The 19138-nt window shown below is 72.6% G+C and carries 17 protein-coding genes; 5 read left to right on the top strand and 12 right to left on the bottom strand.

Features of this window, described 5'->3' with window-relative positions:
• Positions 1-82: 82 nt before the first annotated feature.
• The 11 genes from lgt to LQK93_RS16815 form a co-directional block, all read right to left on the bottom strand.
• Positions 83-1171 carry a prolipoprotein diacylglyceryl transferase gene (gene lgt / locus LQK93_RS16865; RefSeq protein ID WP_374968920.1) on the bottom strand — a complete coding sequence of 363 codons (1089 nt, stop codon included), beginning with the start codon at positions 1169-1171 and terminating at the stop codon, positions 83-85.
• On the bottom strand, positions 1168-1968 hold the full coding sequence (gene trpA, locus LQK93_RS16860; RefSeq protein WP_374968919.1) for a tryptophan synthase subunit alpha: 801 nt from the start codon (positions 1966-1968) through the stop codon (positions 1168-1170). The genes lgt and trpA overlap by 4 nt, the downstream gene beginning before the upstream one ends.
• Positions 1965-3281 carry a tryptophan synthase subunit beta gene (gene trpB / locus LQK93_RS16855; protein WP_374968918.1) on the bottom strand — a complete coding sequence of 439 codons (1317 nt, stop codon included), beginning with the start codon at positions 3279-3281 and terminating at the stop codon, positions 1965-1967. The genes trpA and trpB overlap by 4 nt, the downstream gene beginning before the upstream one ends.
• 2 nt (positions 3282-3283) lie before the next feature.
• Positions 3284-4111 carry an indole-3-glycerol phosphate synthase TrpC gene (gene trpC / locus LQK93_RS16850; RefSeq protein WP_374968917.1) on the bottom strand — a complete coding sequence of 276 codons (828 nt, stop codon included), beginning with the start codon at positions 4109-4111 and terminating at the stop codon, positions 3284-3286.
• Between the two features lie 5 nt (positions 4112-4116).
• Entirely contained in the window at positions 4117-4386 is a 270-nt protein-coding gene (locus LQK93_RS16845; RefSeq protein WP_374968916.1) for an HGxxPAAW family protein, read from the bottom strand.
• Positions 4387-4443: 57 nt separating this feature from the next.
• Entirely contained in the window at positions 4444-5061 is a 618-nt protein-coding gene (locus tag LQK93_RS16840; RefSeq protein ID WP_374968915.1) for a Trp biosynthesis-associated membrane protein, read from the bottom strand.
• Positions 5058-6635, bottom strand: coding sequence for an anthranilate synthase component I (locus LQK93_RS16835; protein ID WP_374968914.1), 1578 nt, complete (start codon positions 6633-6635; stop codon positions 5058-5060). Before LQK93_RS16835 ends, LQK93_RS16840 begins: the two co-directional genes overlap by 4 nt.
• A gap of 223 nt (positions 6636-6858) precedes the next feature.
• A complete protein-coding gene (hisI, locus tag LQK93_RS16830) occupies positions 6859-7248 on the bottom strand; it encodes a phosphoribosyl-AMP cyclohydrolase (RefSeq protein WP_374971532.1) in 390 nt (129 codons plus the stop codon).
• A 112-nt stretch (positions 7249-7360) separates the two neighbouring features.
• The gene (locus tag LQK93_RS16825; protein WP_374968913.1) at positions 7361-9172 is read right to left on the bottom strand and encodes an ABC transporter ATP-binding protein; all 1812 of its coding nucleotides are present in this window, start codon (positions 9170-9172) and stop codon (positions 7361-7363) included.
• Complete coding sequence (locus LQK93_RS16820; RefSeq protein ID WP_374968912.1) at positions 9169-11046, bottom strand: ABC transporter ATP-binding protein; 1878 nt, start codon at positions 11044-11046, stop codon at positions 9169-9171. Before LQK93_RS16820 ends, LQK93_RS16825 begins: the two co-directional genes overlap by 4 nt.
• 76 nt (positions 11047-11122) lie before the next feature.
• The gene (locus LQK93_RS16815) at positions 11123-11722 is read right to left on the bottom strand and encodes a GNAT family N-acetyltransferase (protein ID WP_374968911.1); all 600 of its coding nucleotides are present in this window, start codon (positions 11720-11722) and stop codon (positions 11123-11125) included.
• 76 nt (positions 11723-11798) lie between these two features.
• On the opposite strand from LQK93_RS16815, the gene LQK93_RS16810 reads away from it, so the two are divergent.
• Positions 11799-12440, top strand: a complete 642-nt coding sequence (locus LQK93_RS16810; RefSeq protein ID WP_374968910.1) for a TIGR03085 family metal-binding protein — start codon at positions 11799-11801, stop codon at positions 12438-12440.
• A gap of 28 nt (positions 12441-12468) precedes the next feature.
• Here LQK93_RS16810 and hisF read toward each other — a convergent pair whose 3' ends face one another.
• Positions 12469-13242, bottom strand: a complete 774-nt coding sequence (hisF, locus tag LQK93_RS16805; RefSeq protein WP_374968909.1) for an imidazole glycerol phosphate synthase subunit HisF — start codon at positions 13240-13242, stop codon at positions 12469-12471.
• Between the two features lie 55 nt (positions 13243-13297).
• On the opposite strand from hisF, the gene LQK93_RS16800 reads away from it, so the two are divergent.
• From LQK93_RS16800 to LQK93_RS16785, 4 genes are all read left to right on the top strand, one after another.
• Positions 13298-13882, top strand: a complete 585-nt coding sequence (locus LQK93_RS16800) for an AAA family ATPase (protein WP_374968908.1) — start codon at positions 13298-13300, stop codon at positions 13880-13882.
• Positions 13883-13884: 2 nt separating this feature from the next.
• On the top strand, positions 13885-14331 hold the full coding sequence (locus LQK93_RS16795) for a hypothetical protein (protein ID WP_374971559.1): 447 nt from the start codon (positions 13885-13887) through the stop codon (positions 14329-14331).
• The gene (locus tag LQK93_RS16790; RefSeq protein WP_374971531.1) at positions 14223-15080 is read left to right on the top strand and encodes a CynX/NimT family MFS transporter; all 858 of its coding nucleotides are present in this window, start codon (positions 14223-14225) and stop codon (positions 15078-15080) included. Before LQK93_RS16795 ends, LQK93_RS16790 begins: the two co-directional genes overlap by 109 nt.
• Before the next feature lie 277 nt (positions 15081-15357).
• Positions 15358-19134, top strand: a complete 3777-nt coding sequence (locus LQK93_RS16785; protein ID WP_374968907.1) for an IPT/TIG domain-containing protein — start codon at positions 15358-15360, stop codon at positions 19132-19134.
• The last annotated feature ends 4 nt before the right edge of the window (positions 19135-19138 follow it).

The following is a 19138-nucleotide window of genomic DNA, read 5'->3' as shown; positions in this document are numbered from 1 at the left end:
CGTCCTACCTACTGATACGGCGGATTCCGAATGGTGAGACTTCGTGCTCAACCGGGCGCACGCGATGCGACCGGAGTCACAATCAGGGCTGCGCCGGACGCTTCGCCTTGGACTCGCCAGCCACGGCGTCTCCCGACCCGTCGCGGGCCCCGTCCACCGCAGGATCTTCGGCGGCTCGCCCCGAATCGCCCTGCCCGTCACCCTCGTCCCCAGCGGGCTCGGTGGGCCCTGTGGGCTCGGTGGGCTCGGTGGGCTCGGTCGGCTCACCCGCTGAAGCGTCGTCGGCCCGGCCGGCGACCGGCACCTCGGGCTGGGCCATGCGGCCGAAGTGACGCCAGAGGTAGAGCCCGAGCAAGAACACGAGGATCGACACCCAGGTGTTGACCCGCTGCCCGAGGATGTGGTTCGCGGTGTCGGTGCGCATGTTCTCGATGACGATGCGCCCCACGGGGTAGCCCATGACGTAGGCCGCGAAGACCTGGCCCGCCTTGAGCGGTCGACGCCGGCCCAGCCAGATCAGGAAGGCGGCGAGGAGCAGGCACCACAGGGCCTCGTAGAGGAACGTGGGGTGGAAGTAGCCCTTGACCACCGGGGCGCCCTGGGCGTCGGTGACCGCGCGGCCCAGCGAGCTGTCCCACTCGTAGATGCGCAGCTTCCACGGCAGGTCGGTCGGCGCGCCGTAGATCTCGTTGTTGAACCAGTTGCCGAAGCGCCCCATGGCCTGGGCGATCGCGAGCCCGGGGGCGGCGGCGTCGACGAAGTCCCGGAAGGCCACGCCGTTCTTGCGGCAGCCGATCCAGGCGCCGACGGCACCGAGCGCCACCGCGCCCCAGATGCCGAGACCGCCCTCGTAGATGGCGAACGCCTTCCACGGGTCGCCGCCCTCGCCGAAGTAGGGCTGAGGCGTGGTGATCAGGTGGTAGAGCCGGCCGCCGAGGATGCCGAACGGCACGGCCCAGGCGGAGATGTCGATGGCCACGCCCTTGCGGTGGCCGCGCGCCTCGAGCCGCTTCTGCGTCAGCCAGACGGCCACGACGATGCCGGCCAGGATGCACATGGCGTACCCGCGGATCGGCAGCGGGCCGAGGTGCCACACGCCGACGCTCGGCGAGGGGATCTCAGCCGGCAGGGCGGTTTCGAGCGCCGCCGGGAGGGCGCCGGCGAGGCTCACGACCGGCTCCGGCGTATGCCGTCGGCCAGCTCGCGCGCCAGGGCACCGAGGGCCTCCAGGCCCTCCTGCTCGGACGCGGCCTCGGTCAGGCAGCGCACCAGCGCCGAGCCGACGATGACACCATCGGCGAAGCGGCCGACCTCAGCGGCCTGGTCGCCGGTGGACACGCCGAGACCGACGCAGACCGGCAGGTCGGTGTGATCCCGGGTGCGCGAGACGAGGGCGTCGGCGGCGTCGCCGACGCTGGCGCGGGCACCGGTGACACCCATGACGGCGGTGGCGTAGACGAAGCCGCGGCAGGCGGACGTCACGGCCTCGAGCCGCTCCGGGGTGGAGCTCGGGGCGACGAGGAAGACCTTGTCGAGGTCGTGGGCGTCGGCAGCCGAGATCCACTCGCCGGCCTCGTCGGGGATGAGGTCCGGCGTGATCAGGCCCGCTCCCCCGGCGGCTGCGAGGTCCGCGGCGAAGCGCTCGACGCCGTAGCGCAGGACCGGGTTCCAGTACGTCATGACCAGCGCGCCGGCACCCGCCCCCGAGACCTCACGCGCGGCTGTGAAGACGTCCCGAAGGCGCACGCCGGCGGCCAGGGCCCGCACCGCGGCGTCCTGGATCACCGGGCCGTCCATGACGGGGTCGCTGTACGGCACGCCGATCTCGACGATGTCGACGCCGGAGTCGACCAGGACCCTCATCGCCGCGATGGAGCCCTCGACCGAGGGGAAGCCCACCGGGAGGTAGCCGATCAGGGCTGCCCGACCATCGGCACGGCACTTCTCGATGACCTCGGCGACGCTCACTGCTGGACCCCCATGCCCTTGGCGCCGTCGTCGGCGGCGAGAGCGGCGACGTCGGCGACGTCGGCGTCCTCATGGGCGCCGTCATCCTCGGGCAGGCCCGCGGGCTGGCCGCCGTCGTCGATCAGCCCGAACCACGCGGCGGCGGTGTGGACGTCCTTGTCGCCGCGGCCCGAGAGGTTGACGAGCAGCACGGCGTCGCGGCCGAGCTCGCGGCCGACCTTCATTGCGCCGGCGAGCGCGTGCGCGCTCTCGATGGCCGGCAGGATGCCCTCGGTGCGCGAGAGCAGGGAGAAGGCCTCCATCGCCTCGTCGTCGGTGATCGGGCGGTACTCGGCACGCCCTGACGCGAGCAGGTGGGCGTGCTCGGGGCCGACGCTGGGGTAGTCGAGACCGGCGGAGACGCTGTGCGACTCGATGGTCTGGCCGTCCTCGTCCTGCAGGACGTAGGTGTAGGCGCCGTGCAGCACTCCGGGCACACCGGAGGCGAAGCGTGCGGCGTGCTTGCCGGAGGCGATGCCCTCGCCCCCCGCCTCGAAGCCGATGAGGCGCACCGACTCGTCGTCGATGAACCGGTGGAAGATCCCGATCGCGTTGGAGCCGCCGCCGACACAGGCCAGGACGGCGTCGGGCAGCCGGCCCACGAGGTCGAGCACCTGCTGGCGCGCCTCGACCCCGATGATGCGGTGGAAGTCGCGGACCATCTCGGGGAACGGGTGGGGTCCGGTCACGGTGCCGAGGACGTAGTGCGTCGTGGACACGTTGGCGACCCAGTCGCGGAACGCCTCGTTGACGGCGTCCTTGAGCGTCTTGCTGCCGTTGTCGACGGGGACGACCTCCGCGCCGAGCAGGCGCATGCGCGCCACGTTGAGCGCCTGCCGCTCGGTGTCCTTTCGGCCCATGTAGATGACGCAGTCGAGGCCGAGCAGCGCAGCCGCGGTGGCCGTGGCCACGCCGTGCTGGCCCGCGCCGGTCTCGGCGATGACGCGGGTCTTGCCCATGCGCTTGGTCAGCAGCGCCTGTCCGAGCACGTTGTTGATCTTGTGCGACCCGGTGTGGTTGAGGTCCTCGCGCTTGAGGATGACCCGGGCGCCGCCGCAGTGCTCCGCGAAGCGCGGCACCTCGGTGATGATGCTCGGCCGGCCGTTGTAGGTGCGCTGCAGGCGCTCGAGCTCGCCGACGAACTCGGGGTCGACGACCGCCTTGCGCCAGACCTCCTCGAGCTGCTCGAGCGCGGGGATGAGCGCCTCGGGGACGTAGCGTCCACCGAAACCGCCGAAGCGGCCGTATGCCGGCACGTTGGATGTCGTGGTCATGCTCACTCTCCTGCCACGGCGGTGCGGGCGGAGACCCGCGCCGCGGCCGCGGCGTCGATGAAGGCGCGGATCGCCGATGCGGGCGCGCCGTCCTTGACGAGGGCCTCTCCGACCAGGACGGCCCCGGCACCGGCGCGCACGTAGGCGGCGACGTCGTCGGGACCGCTGACGCCGGACTCGGCCACTCCGACGACGCCGGCGGGGACGTGCGGGAGCAGGTCCGTGACGGTGCGCGGGTCGACCTCGAGGGTCTTGAGGTTGCGGGCGTTGACCCCGAGGAGGGCCGGGTCGAGGGCGAGGGCCCGGTCGAGCTCGGCCGCGTCGTGCACCTCCACGAGGGCGGTCATGCCGAGGTCGCGGGCCTGGTCGTGCAGGTCACGCAGGAGCGCATCGTCGAGGGCGGCGACGATGAGCAGGATGAGGTCGGCGCCGTGGGCGCGGGCCTCCGTCACCTGGTAGGCGTCGACCATGAAGTCCTTGCGCAGCACGGGAGTTCGCACGGCGGCGCGCACCTCGTCGAGGTCGGCGAGGCTGCCCGAGAACCGGCGCTCCTCGGTGAGCACGCTGATGGCGCTCGCTCCCCCGGCGGCATACGACCGCGCCAGCACGCCGGGCTCGGGGATCTCGGCCAGCGCGCCCTTGCTCGGACTGGAGCGTTTGACCTCGGCGATGACGGCGACGCCCTCGGCGGACCGGATGCCGGGCATGGGGTCGATCGCGGGAGCGACCTCGGACAGGCGCGCCTCCAGCTCCGAGGGGGGCAGCGCGGCACGACGACGCCCGAGATCCTCGCGGACGCCGCTGATGATCCCGTCGAGAACCGTGGGCACGGCTCTCAGCTCTTGCCGAGCGTCTGGGCGCCTGCCTCGTCGGGAGCGTCGATGGCACCACCGGCCTGCGCGTGGTGCCCCTGGCCGCCGTAGCCGGCCATCGACAGCACCTTCCCGGCAACGACACCGGCGATGATCACGACCGCACCGACGATGCCCAGCCAGAGGCTCGGGATGGCGACCGCCACCGCCGCGATGGCAGCACCGACGAGGATGACCCCGACCCCGGTCCAGGCGGCGGTGCTGTGACCGTGGTCCTCGTGCTGCTCTTCCATGGCGTCCTCTCTCGTCCGTTCGGCCCACTGCCGTGCGGGCCGACGCGGTCCATTCTGTCAGGTGTCGTCGGAGTGCTTGTCCAGGGTGGGGTCCCGCCCCTCCGAGAGCTCGTCCCAGGCCGTGCGGACCTCCCCGCGCGGCCCGCTGGCGGGCTTGTCGCCGCGCTCGTAGCGGCTCGACAGGCCGGCCCACGACCGGCTCGACAACGCGCTGAGCACCGAGCCCGCCGCCAGCAGGGCCGCGGCGACCACGGCGAGCCAGGCCCAGAGCGTGGTCGCGCCGGTCGCCGCCGGAGCGGTCGTGCGTGCCAGCTCCCGCGCCACGGCGTCGGCCACCGTGGTGACCGGCCGCACGGCGACGAGCAGCGTCATGACCAGGGCTGCGAATGAGGCGAGCACCATCACGGCCGCCGCGACCGCGCGGATGACGCGCCCGCCGGTCATGAGCCCGAGGAGGGCGACGACGCATACGGCCAGCAGGCCCACCACCCCCGGTGCGGCGGCGCTCCCGCTCACCTCGGTGACCGCGTGGGCGAGGACGTCGCCCGAGGCCCCGCTGGCCCAGGGACGCGTGGTGAGGCCGAGCAGCAGGGCTGCAGGGACGAGGACGACGAGGGCGGCGCGCTTCTTGTCGAGCGCCCGGCGCCGGGCCGGCGCCTCGGTGGGGGCGGTCACGACCCGTCACCTCGCAGGGGCCGCATGCCCGCGGCCGCGGCGACGGCGCGCAGGGCGGCGGCGGCCTTGTTGACCGTCTCCTCGTACTCGAGGTGCGGCACGGAGTCGGCGACGATCCCCGCCCCCGCCTGCACGTGCGCGAGGCCGTCCTTGACCAGCGCGGTGCGGATCGCGATGGCCATGTCGAGGTCGCCGGCGAAGTCGAGGTAGCCGACGACCCCGCCGTAGAGCCCGCGACGCAGGCCCTCGTAGCCGTCGATGAGGGCCATGGCGCGCGGCTTCGGAGCCCCGCTCAGCGTGCCGGCCGGGAACGTCGCGACGAGCGCGTCGTACGCGGTGCCGCCCTCGCGCAGGTCACCGACGACCGTGGACTCGATGTGCATGATGTGGCTGTAGCGCCGGATCGACATGAAGTCCACGGTGTCGACGGTGCCCGCCCGGCAGATCCGCTGGAGGTCGTTGCGGGCGAGGTCGACGAGCATGAGGTGCTCGGCGCGCTCCTTCGCGTCTCCGAGCAGCTCCTCGGCCAAGTGCGCGTCGTGGTCGGGCGTCTTCCCGCGGGGTCGGGAGCCGGCTATCGGGTGGGTGATGGCCTGGCGGCCGGTGACCTTGATCAGGGCCTCGGGGCTCGAGCCGACGATGTCGTAGGCCGTGCCGTCCGGGTGCGGGAGACGCAGCAGGTACATGTAGGGGCTGGGGTTGCTGACCCGCAGGGCGCGGTAGACGTCGAGGGCGTCGGCCTCGCAGGGCACGGTGAAGCGCTGCGAGACGACGATCTGGAAGGCCTCGCCGGCCCGGATGGCCTCCTTGGCCTCCTCGACCATCTCCTCGAACTGGGGCTGAGTGTGGCTGCTCGTGGGTCGGCTGTCGATCGGCTCGATCGTGGCGACCGTGCTGGGCGCGGGAGCCGCGAGCTCCTCCGTCATCCGGTCGAGCCGGCTCACGGCGTCGGCCCACGCGTCCTCGATGCGCTCGTCGGTGGCGTCGTGGTTGACGGCGTTGGCCACCAGCAGCAGCGAGCCGTCGCTGTGGTCGAAGACGGCGAGGTCGGTGGCCAGCATCATCGCGACCTCGGGCAGGTCGAGGTCGTCACGGCCGCCGTCGGGCACCTTCTCCCAGCGCCGGACGGCGTCGTAGGTGATGGCGCCGACGAGACCCCCGGTGAGCGGCGGGAGGCCCGAGGTGCGCGGCGTCGCGAGGGCCGCGACCGTGTCGCGGATCGCCTCCGTCGGGTCACCCTCGGTGGGCAGCCCGACCGGCGGCTCGCCGACCCAGTACGCCTGCCCGTCCTTCTCCGTCAGGGTCGCGGCGCTGCGGGCGCCGACGATGGAGTAGCGCGACCACACCCCACCGTGCTCGGCCGACTCGAGCAGGAACGTGCCCGGCGCGTCCTTGGCGAGCTTGCGGTAGACCCCGACCGGCGTCTCGGCGTCGGCCAGCACGCGGCGCACCACAGGGATGACACGGCGGTGCTCCAGCGCGAGCTCGGTGAACAGCTCGAGGCTCGGCCAGGTGCGACCCCACGTGAGGTCGGCGTGTGGAGCGGGCGCAAGCGAGGTGTTCGAGTCGGGCACCGAGCCATTCTGGCCCACCCGTCCACATGCCGCGTCCCCGCCTCACCCGTCGAGAGGCCAGCCGTCCCCCCACCCGTCGAGAGGCCGGCCATGATCGAGGCATCCGGCGGTAGGCCCGAACCGAGGTGGCCTTTGGACTACTGGCAAGGGGCCGGACGTGGCCCTTCGATGGTCCAGGATGGGCCGGAGTTGGCCTTTCGACGGTTGGCGGGTGGGGTTGGGGTCAGGGGGTGGTGGGCTCAGTCGAGGTCGGGGTGCCGACGGTGGCCGGGAGGACCCGGGCGTCGAAGCAGGTCCGGTCGCCGGTGTGGCAGGCGGCGCCGACCTGGTCGACGCTGACGAGCAGCGCGTCGCCGTCGCAGTCGAGGCGCACGCCCTTGACCCACTGGGCGTGCCCGCTCGTGTCGCCCTTGCGCCAGTACTCCTTCCGGCTGCGCGACCAGAACGTGACACGGCCCTCCGTGAGGGTGCGCCGCACGGCCTCGTCGTCCATCCAGCCGACCATGAGCACGTCGCCGGTGTCGTGCTGCTGCACGACCGCGGCCACGAGACCGTGCTCGTCGCGCTTCAGCAGCTCGGCGATGCTCGGGTCGAGGACCTGGGGGTCGAGCACGTCGGGCTCGGAGGACTCGCAGGACTCGGAGGAGGCGGGGTCCAGGGTCGGGTCGGCGGCGTCAGTCACGCCGCCATTGTGCCGTCGGCCCTCCCGATCGCCGAAAGCCAGGTCAGACGGCCTGCTGCTGCGCCACCCACGACTGGTGCAGCCTGGAGTAGACGCCGCCGAGCCGGACGAGCTCGGTGTGGGGACCCCGCTCGACGATGCGGCCGGCGTCGACCACGATCACCTCGTCGGCCGCCTGCGCCGTCGAGAGCCGGTGCGCGATCGCGATGGACGTGCGGCCGCGGGTCAGCGAGTCGAGCGCGCGCTGCAGGCGCACCTCGGTGCTCGGGTCGACCGCGGAGGTGGCCTCGTCGAGGACGAGCAGGTCGGGGTCGGCGAGGTAGGCCCGTGCCAGCGCCACGAGCTGGCGCTCGCCGGCCGACAGCGACTCGCCCCGCTGGCCGACGCCGGTCGCGAGGCCGAGCGGCAGCGTGGCCACCCACGCGTCGAGCCCGAGCTCGGTCAGGGTGAGCCGCACGTCGTCCTCGCCGGCCTCTGGCCGACCGAACCGGATGTTGTCGAGCAGGGTGCCGTCGAAGAGGAAGCCCTCCTGCGGCACGAGCACGACCCGCGAGCGGAGCGACGAGAAGCGGATGGTGCGCAGGTCGACGCCGTCGAGCCGGACGCTGCCGCTGCTCGTGTCCATCAGGCGCGTCAGCAGCTTGGCGAGGGTCGACTTGCCCGACCCCGTCTCGCCGACGATCGCCACTCGGCTGCGCGGCGCGATGGTCAGGTCGATGTCGTGCAGCACCGGCGCCCCACCGGGGTAGGCGAACCCGACCCCGTCGAACTGCACGGTGATCGGGCCGCGCGGCAGCGTGACACCGTCGTCGCCCGGGTCGGCGACGTCGGCGGGGGTGTCGATGATGCCGATGACCCGGCGCCAGCCCGCGACGGCGTTCTGCATCTCGTTGAGGATCTCGGTGGCCTGCTGGACCGGCTGGGTGAAGAGGTTGACGAGGAAGAGGAAGGCGAGCAGCTCGCCGAGGGTGAGGCTCCCGCGTGCGGCCAGCACCGTGCCGACGACGAGGACGACGGCGGTCGTCAGGCCGGAGACGAGCTGGCCGGACGTGAAGGCCACGACTGAGCGTGCCTGGGCACCGATAGCCGCCTTGCGGTGGGCCTCGACCGCGGCGTCGATGCGCTCCGCGGTGCGGTCCTCGACGGCATACGCCCGGATGGCCTGGGCACCCACGACGGCCTCGGAGATGGCCCCGAGCATGTCGCCGACCCGCTCGCGGACCTTCGTGTAGGCGCGGCCGACGATGCCCTGGAACCGGCGGATGATGACGAAGAGCGGCACGAAGCACAGCCACACCACCAGCCCGAGCAGGGGGCTGTAGACGAACATCAGCACCGTCGCCAGCGAGATCTGCGCGACGTTGATCATCAGCATGAGGCCGCCGAACTGCACGAACATCGAGATCGTGTCGACGTCGCTCGTGACCCGCGAGACGAGCGACCCGCGACGCTCGGAGTTCTGCGTCAGCATCGCCAGGTCGTGGATGTGGCGGAACGCCTTGAGCCGCAAGGTCGCCAGGCCGGTCTCGGACGAGCGGAACAGCCGGATGTTGACGAAGTATGCGGACACCGCGGTGACGACGACGCCGACGAGGGCGATGGCGATGTAGACGACCACCACGCGCGTGTCGGGGCCGCCGGGGGCCAGGATGCCGTCGTCGGTGATGCGCTGGACGACGAACGGCACGAGCACCCGCCCGACGGTCGAGAGCACGGCGAGCAGCATCGTGACCCAGATGCCCTTGCGCAGCTCGGGTGAGAGCTGCACCCCGCGCCGGAGGGTCTGCCACGTGTTCATCTCGGTGCCGGTCGCGAGCCCGTGGTGCTCGACGAGGACCTGCGAGCGCGTGCTCATCGGGAGACCTCCTCGGGCGCGTCGGCGCCCCGTCTGCCGTCGGTGGGCTCGTCGGTGGGCTCCGCTTCGGTGGCGATCGCCTCCCGCTCGGCGGCCTCGCGGGCGTAGGCCGTGACGAGCCGCTCGTAGCCGGCACACCGGCCGAGCAGCTCCTGGTGCGAGCCGTGGTCGACGACCCGGCCGCCCTCGAGGTAGACGACCTCGTCGGCGAGCAGGATGGTGGCCATCCGGTAGGCGACGACGAGGACCGTCGTGCCGGAGCTGGCCTCGCGCAGGCCGGCAAGAATCGCCTGCTCGACGCTGGGGTCGACCGCCGACGTGGCGTCGTCCAGGATCAGCAGCTGCGGCTGCCGGATGACGGCGCGTGCCAGCGCGATCCGCTGCCGCTGGCCCCCGGAGAGGCTCGCGCCGCGTTCGCCGACGTGGGTGTCGAGCCCCCGGGGGAGCTTCTCGACGAAGGCAGCACCCTGCGCGACCTGCAGGGCCCGCCACACCTCGGCGTCGTCGTGGTCTGCGCCGAGCGTGATGTTGCCTCGGACGCTGTCGTCGAACATGAACGTCTGCTGCGCCACGAGGGCGGCCACCTCGCTGACGCCGCCGCGATGCACCTGGCGCAGGTCGACGCCGTCGACGAGCACCGCACCGGTGTCGGGGTCGACGAGCCGCATGACGAGGTTGGTCAGGGTCGACTTGCCGCTGCCGGTCGGACCGACGATCGCCACGGTCGAGCCCGGTGCGACGTCGAGGTCGACGTCCACGACAGCCGGGTTGAGGGCGGCCTCGCCGGTCTCGGACTCGATCTCGTAGGCGTAGCCGAGGTGCTCCGCCTGCAGGTGGCCGGCCCTGCCGGACGACAGCGACCGGTCGCCGTAGGTCATGCTGCCCTCGGCGTCGAGAACGGCCGAGACGCGGTCCCAGCCGACGACGGCGCGCGGCAGCTCGGCGAGCACCCAGCCGAGCGCCCGCACGGGGAAGGCGAGGATGGAGAAGAGGTAGGCGATCTGCACGACCTCGGCCGCCGTCAGCAGGCCGCGGCCGACGCGCAGCGTGCCGACGAGCAGCACGGCGAGCGTGCCGACGGTGGGGATGGCCTCGATGGCCGGGTCGAAGCGCCCGCGGGTGCGCCCCACCTCGATGTTGGCGTCCCGCAGCTCGTGCGTGACGGCCCGGAAGCGCTCGGCCTCCTGGTCCTCGCGGCCGAGGGACTTGACGATGAGCGCCGCCTCGAAGCTCTCGTGCGCGACCTCGGAGACGTCGGCACGCAGCTGCTGGGCACGGGTGACGCGGGGCGACATGGCTCGCTGGAAGGCGACGTTGGCCAGGAACAGCATCGGGAAGACGGTGAGACCGACGACCGCCAGCCAGGGGTCGACGACGAGCATCTGGACGATGCCGAAGACGAGCATCACGACGACCCCGAGCGCCATCGGGAGAGGCGCGAAGATGTTCCACGTCGCCTCGACGTCGGCGTTCGCGTTGGAGAGCAGCTGTCCCGAGGGGTGCTTGTGGTGCCAGCTGAGCGGCAGCCGGAGGTACTGCCGCGTGACCTTGCGGCGATACATCGCCCCGAGGTTGTACATCGCGACGCCACCGGCGATGCGGCGGCCGATGACCCCGACGATCGTGGTCAGCACGACCGCCGCCATGACTCCCCCGATGAACCACAGCTGGGACGAGGTCACGTGGCGCGCCTCGATGGCCGGCTCGACGGCCCGCTTGACGACGAAGCCGATGGCCGCCGCCGTCAGGCTCGTCATCACGCCGTAGACGACGCTGCCGAGCACCGCGAGCGCGAACCACCGGGGCTGCCCCTTGATGCCCCGGCCGATGACGGCAAGACCCTCCCGGAGGGTCGATCTGGTCGGGACGTTCACGGTGCGCTGCTCCCCTGGGACGTGCTCTTCAACGACGTGCCCTTCAACAAGGCTCTCTGGTCGACCCCACAGCCTCTCACGGGCCGGCGACACCGGTCGCACCCCACCGGGTGCCTGGCCCCGCAGCTGTCCGCACCCCTGGCCCCTGTCCCTGCCACGTGGCGGTCGCGATCCAGTGCCGGAGTATGCCGTCCCGCTCGTCCTCGAGCACCCCTCCACACGACGCGATCGTCCTCGCCGACCCGACGTTGGCCACGTCGCACGTCACGAGCGCCCGGTCGATGCCACGGGAGCCTGCCAGCCGCAGCCCGAGACCCAGCGCCGCGTGGGCCACGCCCTGACGTCGGAACCGCGGCGACACGGCATACCCGATGTGTCCGCCCTCGACGAGCAGCGACGGCGTGAGCGAGTGGCGCACCGCGATGGTCCCGACGACCTGGCCGTCGCGCACGACCCAGCGGTTCGACGACGCCACCCGGCCCTCCGGGAGGGCGATGTCGTCCCGCTCCATCCGGCCGAGCCAGTCGACCCACTCCTCGAAGACGGCCGGGTCCTGCAGGCTCCCACGCTGTCCGGGCCGGTAGCTCGAGCCGTGGATCGTCTCGCCGCCGAAGTCGTCGACCATCTGCCACCACGACTGGGACAGGTCGACCGTCGGACGCACGAGCTCGATCACCGTCCGACCCTACGGACGAGAAGCCTTCCGGGACCACTGCATTCGGGAGATGCCGCCGTGCTGGGAGGATGGACCCATGACCCGCCACGCCCAGTCCGAACGCCTCCGGCTCTGCGACGAGCTCGACCGGCTCGGCCCCGACGAGCCCACCCTGTGCGAGGGCTGGCGAACCCGCGACCTCGCCGCGCACCTTGTCATCCGCGAGCGCCGGCCGGACCTGGTCGTGGGTGGTTTCATCCCCTTCCTGGCGGGTCGCGTCGGACGTCAGCAGAGCGCCATCGCCCACGGGGACTTCGCCGCGCTCGTCGACACCTTCCGTCGCGGCGCCCCCGGGTGGAGCCCGATGTCGCGCCCCAAGATCGACGAGCTGGCCAACCTCGTCGAGTTCTTCGTGCACCACGAGGACGTGCGCCGGGCACAGCCGGGCTGGCAGCCGCGCGAGCTTCCGGCTGCCGTGCAGGGCAAGCTGTGGTCCTCGCTCAGGCGCTCCGCGCGCCTGATGTTCCGCAAGTCGGCCACGGGCATCGTGCTCATCGGCGAGGGCCAGGGCCGGTATGCCGCCAAGCTGCCCGACCACCACGGCACCGTGGTCCTGAGGGGGACGCCGGCCGAGCTCGTGCTCTACGCGTACGGCCGCAGGTCGGTGGCCCGCGTGGAGCTCGTCGGGGACGCCGACGACATCGCGGCGCTGCAGGAGGCGAAGCTCGGCCTCAGCTGAGCCACGGCCACCACGACGGGTTCCGCCCTCAGCGGACGGTGACGCCCGCGGCCCGCAGGGCGTCCTTGACCTGGCCGACCGTGAGCTCCCCGAAGTGGAAGACGCTCGCGGCCAGGACCGCGTCCGCCCCGGCCTCGACCGCCGGGGCGAAGTGCTCGATCCGGCCGGCCCCGCCGCTCGCGATCACCGGCACGCAGACGGCGGCGCGCACCCGGCGGATCAGCTCGAGGTCGAAGCCCTCCTTGGTGCCGTCGGCGTCCATCGAGTTGAGCAGGATCTCGCCGGCGCCGAGCTCTGCGGCCCGGGCGCACCACTCGACGGCGTCGAGGTCCACAGGCGTGCGGCCCCCGTGGGTCGTCATGACGAAGTCGTCGGTGGGCCGGCCGTCGTCGCCGATGCGGCGACGCACGTCGGCCGACAGGACGAGCACCTGCGCGCCGAACCGGCCGGCGATCTCCGAGATGAGCTCGGGTCGGGCGATGGCGGCCGTGTTGACACCGACCTTGTCGGCGCCGGCCCGCAGCAGCCGGTCGACGTCGTCGACCGTGCGCACCCCGCCACCGACGGTGAGCGGGATGAAGACCTGCTCGGCGGTGCGGCGCACGACGTCGTAGGTCGTCTCACGGTCGCCGCTGCTCGCCGTGACGTCGAGGAAGGTCAGCTCGTCGACGCCCTGGTCGTCGTAGAGCTTGGCGAGCTCGACGGGGTCGCCGGCGTCACGCAGGTTCTCGAAGTTGACGCCCTTGACGACGCGACCCGCGTCGACGTCGAGACAGGCGATGACTCTCGTGGCGACCGGCATGGCGACAAATCTAGGCCAGCGGGAGTGGTGCCCCCGCCTCGGTAGGGTCGCGCCCATGTGGGACGAGGTGACGCAGCAGGCGCGGCAGGAGCACGTGGCCGCCGTCGTCTCCCTCGTGCTGGCCGCCGAGTCGCCGCACGGGCCGGTCGTGGTCGCGCTCGACGGTCCCAGCGGGGCCGGCAAGACGACGCTGGCTCGCGGGGTGGCGAGCGCACTCGAGGCCGTCGGCACCGTGGACGTGGTGCACATGGACGGCCTCTACCCCGGTTGGGACGGACTGGCGCAGGCGCCGGCGCTGCTCGCCACGCAGGTGCTCGAGCCGCTCGCCCGGGGCGAGCACGCGGCATACCGGCTCTGGAACTGGGTCCGTGACGAGTGGGCGGGCACGCGCGACGTCGCGCCCAGCCGCTTCCTCGTCGTCGAGGGGTGTGGCAGCACCGTGGGTCCCGCGAGGGCGTATGCCGCCGTGTCCGTCTTCGTGGACGCCGACCCCGCGCTGCGGATGCGTCGCGGGCTGGAACGCGACGGCGAGACGTACCGACCGCACTGGCAGCGCTGGGCGGACCAGGAGACCGCGCTCTTCGCGGCGGACGCGACGAAGGAGCGCGCGGACCTCGTGCTCGACACATCTACTCTCTGAGGGTGCCGAAACGCGACCGTGTGATCCGCCCGCTCCCACCTGTCTGGGTCATGGCCGTGGCCCTGGTGGCGGTCGCCGCCAACCTGCGGATCGCGATCACGAGCATTCCGCCGCTGCTCGACGCCATCTCGGCTGACCTTGGTCTCAGCCACGCGGCGGCCGGCGCCCTGACGACCCTGCCGGTGCTGTGCATGGGCCTCTTCGCACCGGTCGCCAGCCGCATCGCCCACCACCTGGGGGCGGCCGGGGCGGTCCTCGGGGCGGTCCTCGCCATCCTCGTCGGCACCGCGAGCCGACTCGCGGGCGGCAACGTCGTCGTGCTCTACGTCGGGACCTTCGTCTGCGGCGTCGGGATCGCGGTGGCGGGCACGTTGCTCCCCGGCTCGTCAAGACCTTCTTCCCGCCCGAGCGGACGGGGCTCGTCACCGGCCTCTACATGCTGGCCATGATGGGCGGCGCCGCCCTCAGCTCCGCCGTGGCGGTCCCGCTCGCCGACCGGCTCGGCAGCTGGCAGGCCTCGCTCGCCTCGTGGTCGGTCGTCGCGCTCGTCGGCACGCTCGCCTGGGCGCCCTTCACCGTGCGGGCCAACCCCCACCACACCCCTGACGAGGAGGGCCCCGGCCGCCTCCCCTGGCGGCACCCGACCGCATGGCTCGTCGCGGCCTACCTCGCGCTGCAGTCGTGGTGCTTCTACTCCGCGATCACCTGGCTGGCCCCCACCTACGTCGAGCACGGCTGGTCCCGTGGAGCGGCCGGCTACCTGGCCGCCGCCTTCAGCGGTGCGCAGCTCGTCTCCGGGCTGATCGGGCCCGTCCTCAGCGACCGGGCCGACGACACCCGCCGGCTGCTGCTGCCCGCCGCGATCCTCGGTGTCGTCGGCTGCCTCGGCATCTGGCTGCTCCCGCTCGCCGCGCCGTGGCTCTGGGCCGTGGTGGCGGGGCTCGGCCAGGGTGCCGCGTTCTCCCTGGCCCTCGTGCTGCTCGTGCACTACGCGCGGACGCCCGAGGCGAGCGGGCGCCTCACCGGCATGGCCTTCCTCTTCTCCTACGGCATCGCGTCGGTCGGGCCGCTGGCCATGGGACTGGTGCGCGACCTGAGCGGTGGGCTGACCCCGGTGTGGGCGGTCCTCGCGGGGGTCGGCGTCCTGCAGGCCCTGGTGGTCCTGCGCCTCAAGCCGGACCTGCGCCGCGTCGACTGACGCCCGTCCGACCCCGGCCACTGGAGGGGCTCACCAACCGAGCGTGGCCCTCGGCAAGTACCGCACGCGTGACCGGGCAGGCCCGGCGATGTCCGACGTCTCCGGCGACTCCCTCTGAGTCGGACTATTTCGGTCGAATCGCGTACAAAGAGCGGTTTGTATGTGCAAGATGCTCCGCGGACGTGCTGACTGCAAGGAGACGTGACTCATGCTGCCCCGATGGACCTCGCCCCCCGCCCGACATCGGGAGCGCCGACCGCGAAGGACAGCACGAGGGGTGGCCTCCCTGCTCTCACTGGCGGTTCTCGCCGGCGTACCCGGTCTTGCCGGAGCGCAGGTCGCCGCCGCAGCTCCCGCGGCCACGGTCACCGTGACGCCGCCGGCAACGCCGGCGCTGTCGGTCGTGGCCGGGCCGACCCGCGGCGGCACCTCGGTCGACCTCTCCGGAACGGGGGTCGGCACGACGACGAAGGTGCTCTTCGGGACGACCGCCGTCACGAGCATCACCAAGGTCTCCACGACCCGGGTGCGCGTGCTCACTCCCGCGCACGCCGCAGGCCTCGTGAACGTCATGGTCACCACCCCCTCGGGGACGTCGCCGATCTCCTCGCGCTCGACCTTCGCCTTCGACGCCGTCCCGTTCGTGTCGTCGCTGTCCGCCCACAGCGCCACGACGAGCGGCGGAGCGGTGCTCACCGTCACGGGGAGCGGCTTGTCCCGCACCAGCGCGGTCCTCTTCGGCACCACCGGAGGCACCGGGCTGGTGCGGGTCAGCCCCACGCAGGTGCGCGTCACCGTTCCCGCGCACGCCGCAGGCGCCGTGGACGTACGCGTGGTCACCCCGGGCGGCACCTCACCCGTCACGTCGGCGGCGCGGTTCACCTACGTCGCACCGCCGGTCGTGCTGCCTCCCACGGTGACCCGCCTGTCCGTGCCGGCCGGACCCACCCGCGGCGGCACGGTGCTGACGCTCACCGGCACGCGCTTCTCCGGAGCCACGAAGGTGACGTTCGGCGGTGTCCTGGGGACGCAGCTCGCGGTCCTCTCCAGCACCCAGATGCGCATCACCACGCCTGCGCGCCCGGCCGGCTCCGTCTACGTCCGGGTGACGACTCCTGCAGGCATGTCCGCCGGCAGCGCCGCCAACACGTTCACCTACGACGGTGTCCCCACGCTGACCCGCGTGTCGCCGGCGTCCGGTGGCACCGGTGGCGGTGCCACGGTGACACTCACCGGGACGGGGCTGGCTCGTGCCGCCGCCGTCCGCTTCGGCACCACCCTCGCGCCCGCCGTGGCTCGCGTGTCCGCCACGACGCTGCGCGTCACGACCCCGGCGCACGCCGTCGGAACCACCGACGTGCGCGTCACGACGCCGGGTGGCACGACGGCCGTCACCGCATCCGACCGGTACACCTACTACGCCCCTCCGAGCGTCACCCGGCTGTCCGTCTCCGCCGGGCCCGTGCGTGGTGGGACGCTCGTCTACCTGACCGGCGCCCGGTTCACCGGCTCGACCCGGGTCGCCTTCGGGGAGACCGTCGCCCAGTTCACGATCCTGTCGCCGACGAGCATCCGCGCCGTCGCGCCGGCGCACGCCGCGGGCGACGTGAGCGTGCGGGTCTCGTCGCCCAACGGCACGTCCGCCCCGAGCTCGGCCACGACGTACTCGTACGAGCCGGTCCCGACGGTCACGGGCCTCAGCCCGCTCACCGGTCCACCTGCCGGGGGCACCGTCGTGACGCTGACGGGCACCGGCTTCGGGCGCGCGAGCTCGGTCACCTTCGGCACCACCACGACGACCTCGATCGTGCGCGTGTCCTCGACGACGCTGCGCGTCACCGCTCCCGCGCACGCGTCGGGTCCGGTCGACGTCCGCGTCACGACCCCGGGCGGCGTCTCCCCCGTGAGCACCACGGCTCGCTACGTCTACGGCGCGCCCCCGGTCGTCAGCGGACTGTCGGTCTCCGCAGGTCCGCTGGTCGGCGGCACCGTGGTGACTCTCTCCGGCTCGCACCTCGCCGAGGTCCGCGAGGTCCGCTTCGGCACGACCCTTGCCACCGGGCTCGTGCGCGTGTCGGACACCACCCTGCGCGTCACGGCCCCGGCCCATGCCGAGGGGGTGGTCCCGGTGCGGGCCTCGAACGTGAACGGGACGAGTCCCGACAGCGCCCGCACCGCCTTCGAGTACGTGGGTGTGCCCGGGGTCACCGCCCTCTCCGTCCCGGCCGGTCCGTTGACCGGTGGCATTCCCGTGACGATCACGGGGACGCGCCTGGGCCTGGCCTCGGCCGTCGACTTCGGCGGCCTGCCCGGAACCGGACTCGTCCGCCTCTCCGCCACCTCGCTTCGCGTCACCGTGCCGGGCCAGGTCGCCGGCACGGTCGACGTGCGGGTCACGACGCCCGGCGGCACCTCGCCCGTCGTGGCCGCCGACCGGTTCACCTACCAGCCGGTCCCGACCGTCGGCTCGGTCTCTCCGTCGCTGGCCCCGACCAAGGGCGGCACCGTCGTCACCCTCACCGGCACCGGCTACGACCGGGTCAGCGCCGTGAGCTTCGGAGGCGTGCCCGCGACCGCTGTCTCGCGGGTCTCGGCGACGCAGCTGCGGGTCACGCTGCCGGCCCACGCGGAGGCCGACGTGGACGTGCGGGTGACGACCCCGGGTGGGACGTCGCCGGTCGTCCCGGCCGGACGCTTCACCTTCCAGGACGTGCCGGTCATCTCGTCGGTGTCCCCCGCCTCGGGAGCACTGGCCGGCGGCAACGTCGTGACCCTGCGCGGCACGTCGTTCACCGTCGTCACCGGCGTCTGGGTCAACGGTGTCCCGGCCACCTCGGTGACCCGCGTCTCCGCCACGCAGCTGACCGTCGTCGTCCCGGCCCGGATTGCGACCGGTCCGGTGCCGGTGCGAGTCACCACCCGCGCCGGCACGGTCACCCGTGCCTCCGCCTACACCTACGTGGCGGGGTCGACCCTCGCACCCGGGCAGGTGCTCCTCTCCGGCACGGCGCTCCGCTCCCCCAACGGCGTCTACCAGGCCAGCATGCAGACGGACGGCAACCTCGTGATCACCTCGGGTGGAGTGCGTCGCTGGGCCACCGGCACGACCGGGGCCGGAAACCGCCTCTTCGTCCGGTCGGACGGCCAGCTGGCGGTCATGCGTGCCGACAGCACGCTGGCCTGGACGAGCGGGACGAACGGCTGGACCGGGGCCGTCGCCACCCTCACGAACGACGGGCTCCTGCAGGTTCGCCAGGGCGCCACACCGGTCTGGGACCACCGCGGGATCCGATACGACCGACTGCTGTCCAACCAGCTGCTGCGTTCCGGCGAGTCCGTGGTCTCCACGACCAAGGCCTGGTCGCTGACCATGCGCACCGACGGCAACCTGGTGCTGTCCTCGTCGCAGGGCACCCGCAGGTGGGCGTCGTTCACGTCGGCCGCCGGCAGCAGCGCCGCCATGCAGACCGACGGCAACCTCGTGGTCCGCGACCCTCGCGGCGTGGTCAAGTGGTCGACCCAGACGACCGGCTCGGGCTCCTTCCTGCGGGTCCTGGACACCGGAAACGCTGCCGTCTACCGATCCTCGACCGTGACGTGGGCCGTGACCGGCGGACCGGCACCCCAGGGCTGGGCGTGCTACTCACGTGCGACGCAGGACTGCATCAGCCGGTTCGGCTACTACGGCCAGCGGGCCTGGAGCTACCCCGTGGACGCCTGGGGCAACAACTGCACGAACTTCTCGGCCTACCGACTGTCGGTCAACGGCGTCCCGAACCCGGGCAACCTCGGCAACGCCGAGAGGTGGGACGACAACGCGCGTGCCAAGGGGTTCGCCGTGGACCAGTCGCCCCGGGTCGGTGACATCGCGCAGTGGAACTCCAACCACGTCGCCTACGTCGACTGGGTCAGCTCCGACGGCAACACGGTCGCGATCTCCGAGAGCGGCTACGGCGGCACGGTGCTCGGGAAGACGTACACGTCGATGAGCGGACGTCGGATCCTGACGCGCGGCAGCTACTCCTGGCCGTCGAACTTCATCCACTTCCGCTGACCGG

The sequence above is a fragment of the Terrabacter sp. BE26 genome, assembly GCF_041941675.1.
Classification (GTDB): domain Bacteria; phylum Actinomycetota; class Actinomycetes; order Actinomycetales; family Dermatophilaceae; genus Terrabacter.
Note: the sequence above shows the minus strand (reverse complement) of the source record. Positions and strands in the feature narration are given on the sequence as shown.